The sequence below is a fragment of the Microcystis sp. LEGE 08355 genome, assembly GCF_015207185.1.
Taxonomy (GTDB): domain Bacteria; phylum Cyanobacteriota; class Cyanobacteriia; order Cyanobacteriales; family Microcystaceae; genus Microcystis; species Microcystis panniformis.
On sequence record NZ_JADEXI010000434.1, the window covers coordinates 1 to 3,975 of the forward strand.

Annotated in this window: 5 protein-coding genes; all 5 read right to left on the reverse strand. The window is 41.8% G+C overall.

From position 1 onward, the window contains the following. Positions 1 to 20: 20 nt before the first annotated feature. Entirely contained in the window at positions 21 to 416 is a 396-nt protein-coding gene (locus IQ242_RS18640; protein WP_052278087.1) for a shikimate dehydrogenase, read from the reverse strand. Between the two features lie 84 nt (positions 417 to 500). Beyond that, positions 501 to 899 carry a DUF4164 family protein gene (locus IQ242_RS18645; RefSeq protein WP_193960993.1) on the reverse strand — a complete coding sequence of 133 codons (399 nt, stop codon included), beginning with the start codon at positions 897 to 899 and terminating at the stop codon, positions 501 to 503. Positions 900 to 953: 54 nt separating this feature from the next. Beyond that, positions 954 to 1,316 (reverse strand): shikimate dehydrogenase, encoded by a 363-nt coding sequence (locus IQ242_RS18650; protein ID WP_193960994.1) that lies wholly within the window; start codon positions 1,314 to 1,316, stop codon positions 954 to 956. Between the two features lie 85 nt (positions 1,317 to 1,401). Beyond that, positions 1,402 to 1,680, reverse strand: coding sequence for a DUF4164 domain-containing protein (locus tag IQ242_RS18655; protein ID WP_193960995.1), 279 nt, complete (start codon positions 1,678 to 1,680; stop codon positions 1,402 to 1,404). A gap of 285 nt (positions 1,681 to 1,965) precedes the next feature. After that, entirely contained in the window at positions 1,966 to 3,930 is a 1,965-nt protein-coding gene (locus IQ242_RS18660) for a M48 family metalloprotease (protein WP_193960996.1), read from the reverse strand. Positions 3,931 to 3,975 lie beyond the last annotated feature (45 nt).

Below are 3,975 nucleotides of genomic sequence, written 5' to 3' on the forward strand. Positions count from 1 at the left end.
GGGTGTGAGACTAGAGGATTTTAGGGATTGTTACCGAGGAAAAGAATTCTGATAGCAACGGTGATAATTGCACCGATAGCGGCACTCATGGCACCGATAAGGATAGGGACAATCAGACCTCGAAAACCCTGTAGGTCAGAAATAGCCTTAACTAGAGTGTATTGCTCATTTTCTACTTTTTCTAGTCTTTTATCCATCCCTTCGACTTTCTCAGTTAGTTTAGCTTGTCCTACCTTTAAATCATTTACATCTTCTTGCAAGGTATCGATTTTCTGATTGACATCTTTTTGCAAGGTGTCCATTTTCTGATTGACATCTTTTTGCAAGGTGTCCATTTTCTGGTTGACTTCCTTGATGCTGTCTTTAATTTCCTTAAGGACCGATTCAAGGGAATAAGTTACAGTTTCGTTAGACATTTTGCTATACTCCTATAGATTTTTGAGTTTTTGATAGCCATTTCTTATAATCCTAAGGGCTGTAACCTTTTCTAGGAGCCACTTTTAGGGATTGGGGAAAAAACCAAAAAGTTTAGCGGCACCTCCCAAGACAGCAACCACCAAAGCTATCAGAATCCCCCGGTTGGTGAACTCCTGATAAGCAACCCGTACCGTTAATCCCTCGACTTTCTCATCTAATACTTTAATATCGCCTTTTAACTCTCCCTTTAACCCCTCGATTTTCTCATCTAATACTTTAATATCGCCTTTTAACTCGGCCTTGAGTTCGGCCTGTCCGATTTCTACTTTGGTTAGCCGGTCCTCTACCTTGTCAAATCTGTCATTCATCCGTTTTTCCAGAGAGTCGATTTTCTCATCCATCCGTTTTTCCAGGGAGTCGATTTTACTCTCAATCCTGGTTAGGACAGCTTCTAGGGAATAAGTTACAGTTTCGTTAGACATTTTGCTAAACTCCTAAAGTTATCAATAGTTTTCGGGGTGTGAGACTAGAGGATTTTAGGGATTGTTACCGAGGAAAAGAATTCTGATAGCAACGGTGATAATTGCACCGATAGCGGCACTCATGGCACCGATAAGGATAGGGACAATCAGACCTCGAAAACTCTGTAGGTCAGAAATAGCCTTAACTAGAGTGTATTGCTCATTTTCTACTTTTTCTAGTCTTTTATCCATCCCTTCGACTTTCTCAGTTAGTTTAGCTTGTCCTACCTTTAAATCATTTACATCTCTTTGCAGGGTATCGATTTTCTGATTGACATCTTTTTGCAAGGTGTCCATTTTCTGGTTGACTTCCTTGATGCTGTCTTTAATTTCCTTAAGGACCGATTCTAGGGAATAGGTGACGGTTTCGTTAGACATTTTGCCATACCTCTATACAGTTTGGGTTTTTTGAGCGGTCATTGATTATAATCCTAAGGGCTGTAACTGTTCCTAGTGGCCAGTTCTAGGGATTGGGGAAAAAACCAAAAAGTTTAGCAGCACCTCCCAAGACAGCGACCACCAAAGCTATCAGAATCCCCCAGTTGGTGAACTCCTGATAACCAACCCGTGCGGTTAATCCCTCGATTTTCTCGTCTAATACTTTAATATCGCCTTTTAACTCGGCCTTGAGTTCGGCCTGTCCGATTTCTAATTTTGTGAGACGTTCATCGATTTTGTCGATTTTACTCTCAATTCTGGTTAGGACAGCTTCTAGGGAATAGGTAACGGTTTCGTTGGACATTTGCTAAACTCCTAAGGTTAAGTGGGTGCGTGGAATTAAATATAAGATGAACGTAGGTTGGGCTTCGGCCGTGAGCTTTTGCCGAACGGTTGAAGCATGAAACCCAACGCCCGCTCATGTTACGCTACCGCTAACCCATCCTACAAATAATTTTGCCTCCCTACTTATTAATAGTTTTCGGGGTGTGAGACTAGAGAATTTTAGGGATTGCCGCTCAAAAATTGGCTATTATCCCAGCAAGTACCTAAAACTAGAAAAGGGATGAAGTGGCAGTTTTTCCCATTCTTAAAATGTGACTGCGATAATTAAACCGGAGACTAATAAGCAAAAACCGCTAACCAAAGACCAAAAACGGGGATAACCCCGAATATTTCCGCCAGAGTGAGTTATTTGACTCCATTCGAGACGAGGAGATAAATCGCGACGAAACCAACCGAGAATCCGTACTGATGTATTATTTATTGCTGCCATGGGGGGGTTAGTAGTCCTGATTTTATGCCAAAAACCAAAACGATAGTTAGGAGCGAGGGGAATTATGCCGGTGCTATCTTTAAAAAAGAAATTCTTTCCTTGAGCAATTAACTCACCGCGGAGTCGGACGGGGATAGCTGGGAGGGGATGACTGTAAGGATTATCGGTTAAAGAAAAAATATCGCTGAAACTAGCATTTTTGAGACGAGGATAACTAGCTAATCGATTGATAATTATACCCAAACCCCCACCGACTAAAATTAGCCCCAATGCAGCCCAAGAGCTAAATTTCAGACCAAGAAACCCAGCGATGACAACCCCAATAATAAAGCCTAGTCCCCAAGCATAATATAAACATAGTCGCAGAAAAAAGTTTTGATAGAGTTTCTTGCGATCTAATTCTATTTCTTGCCGTAATATTTCCCCCAGACTAAATTCTATATCTAAATCCATCTGTTGGGCATAGTTGGCTAAAGCGCCAATCCTTTTACCAGTCAGGGGATGATTAGATTGCAACTCTAACCATTTTGCCCAAGGATTATATATATCCCAGAGAAAACTCTGTCCGATCCGGCGAGACTCCAATGCGATACCATAAACGTTACCGGCAATGATCGCATCCTGCTCCTGGGCAATATTTAATACATTTATACTTAATGACAGGGGACTGGACTGGGCATTTTCTTGGACTAAACCAAAGGCAATTTTTACTAAAGCACGGGCCAAAGCATTGGGATTACCAGTAACTTGGGCAGCAAAATGATCGGCGAAGTATTCTCTAGTACGAGACAGATAAAGACTGCAAAAAACAAGAATTTGCCTAAAAATGGTGATAATTAGTGAGAGAAGGCCTAGAAAAACTGTGTCTTGAAAATTATTATCTTGATTTTGGGCAAAAGAATCGAGATAACAGCTTAAATGAGCGAAACTAGCACAGATAGTCATCAGGGCAAAGTCTCCCTGCCAAATATGGCCTAATTCATGAGCATATACCGTCGCTAGTTCCTCATCGTCGAGATAGGTAAATAAACCTCTGCTAACTACTAAGCTAGCATTACCCCGTCGAGAGCCATAGGTAAAAGCGAGGGGCTGTCCATTTTCGATAATGCCTAGTTTTGGCGGTTTTAACCCTTTTTCTCGGCATATACGCCCAATTACTGCCGCCGATTCGGGGCTATCCCGTTTAATTTCCGCTAAGGACACCCAACGCACTCGATAAAGACGTTTTTGTGTCCAATCAATTAGATTCGGGGCGATAAAAAGGATGAGTCCGCCTAAGAAACCGGTCAAGAGCAAGGCAATAATTACACCCGTCCCCGCAGGGATGAGGAGCAAACGGGTAGTGACAAAAAACAGACCAAAGACTATAACATAAAAAGCCGTAATTGTCAATAGTTTAGCAAAAATAAGTCTATTTTCGGGGATAGTCCGGGATAACCGGACGCTTACCTGTGCAGATCGTGCTGCCTTGGGCAGCGATCGAGATTTGACCCTATTAGTGGTAATACCGATGGTTTTTTGTTCAGCACCAAAGATTGTCAGTAATCGTTTGGCCCACTGACTAACTTCCTGATCAAGATGATTTTCTAGTTCCAGAGCTAAGGCGATCGCTTGTTGCCGTTGATTATTGCTGCGATAGGCCCGAGCAAGGGCCATTTTAGCTTGAACATATAAGGGAGAATAAAAATTAGCTGACTGTTGACAATATTCTTCCAGTAATTCTACAGCCTTTGCGTAATCCTTTAGCCGCAGACATTTTAATCCTTCTTCCAGTGACATAGATATACCTTAGCTGTTTATCTATCTTTATAGATACCCAGAATC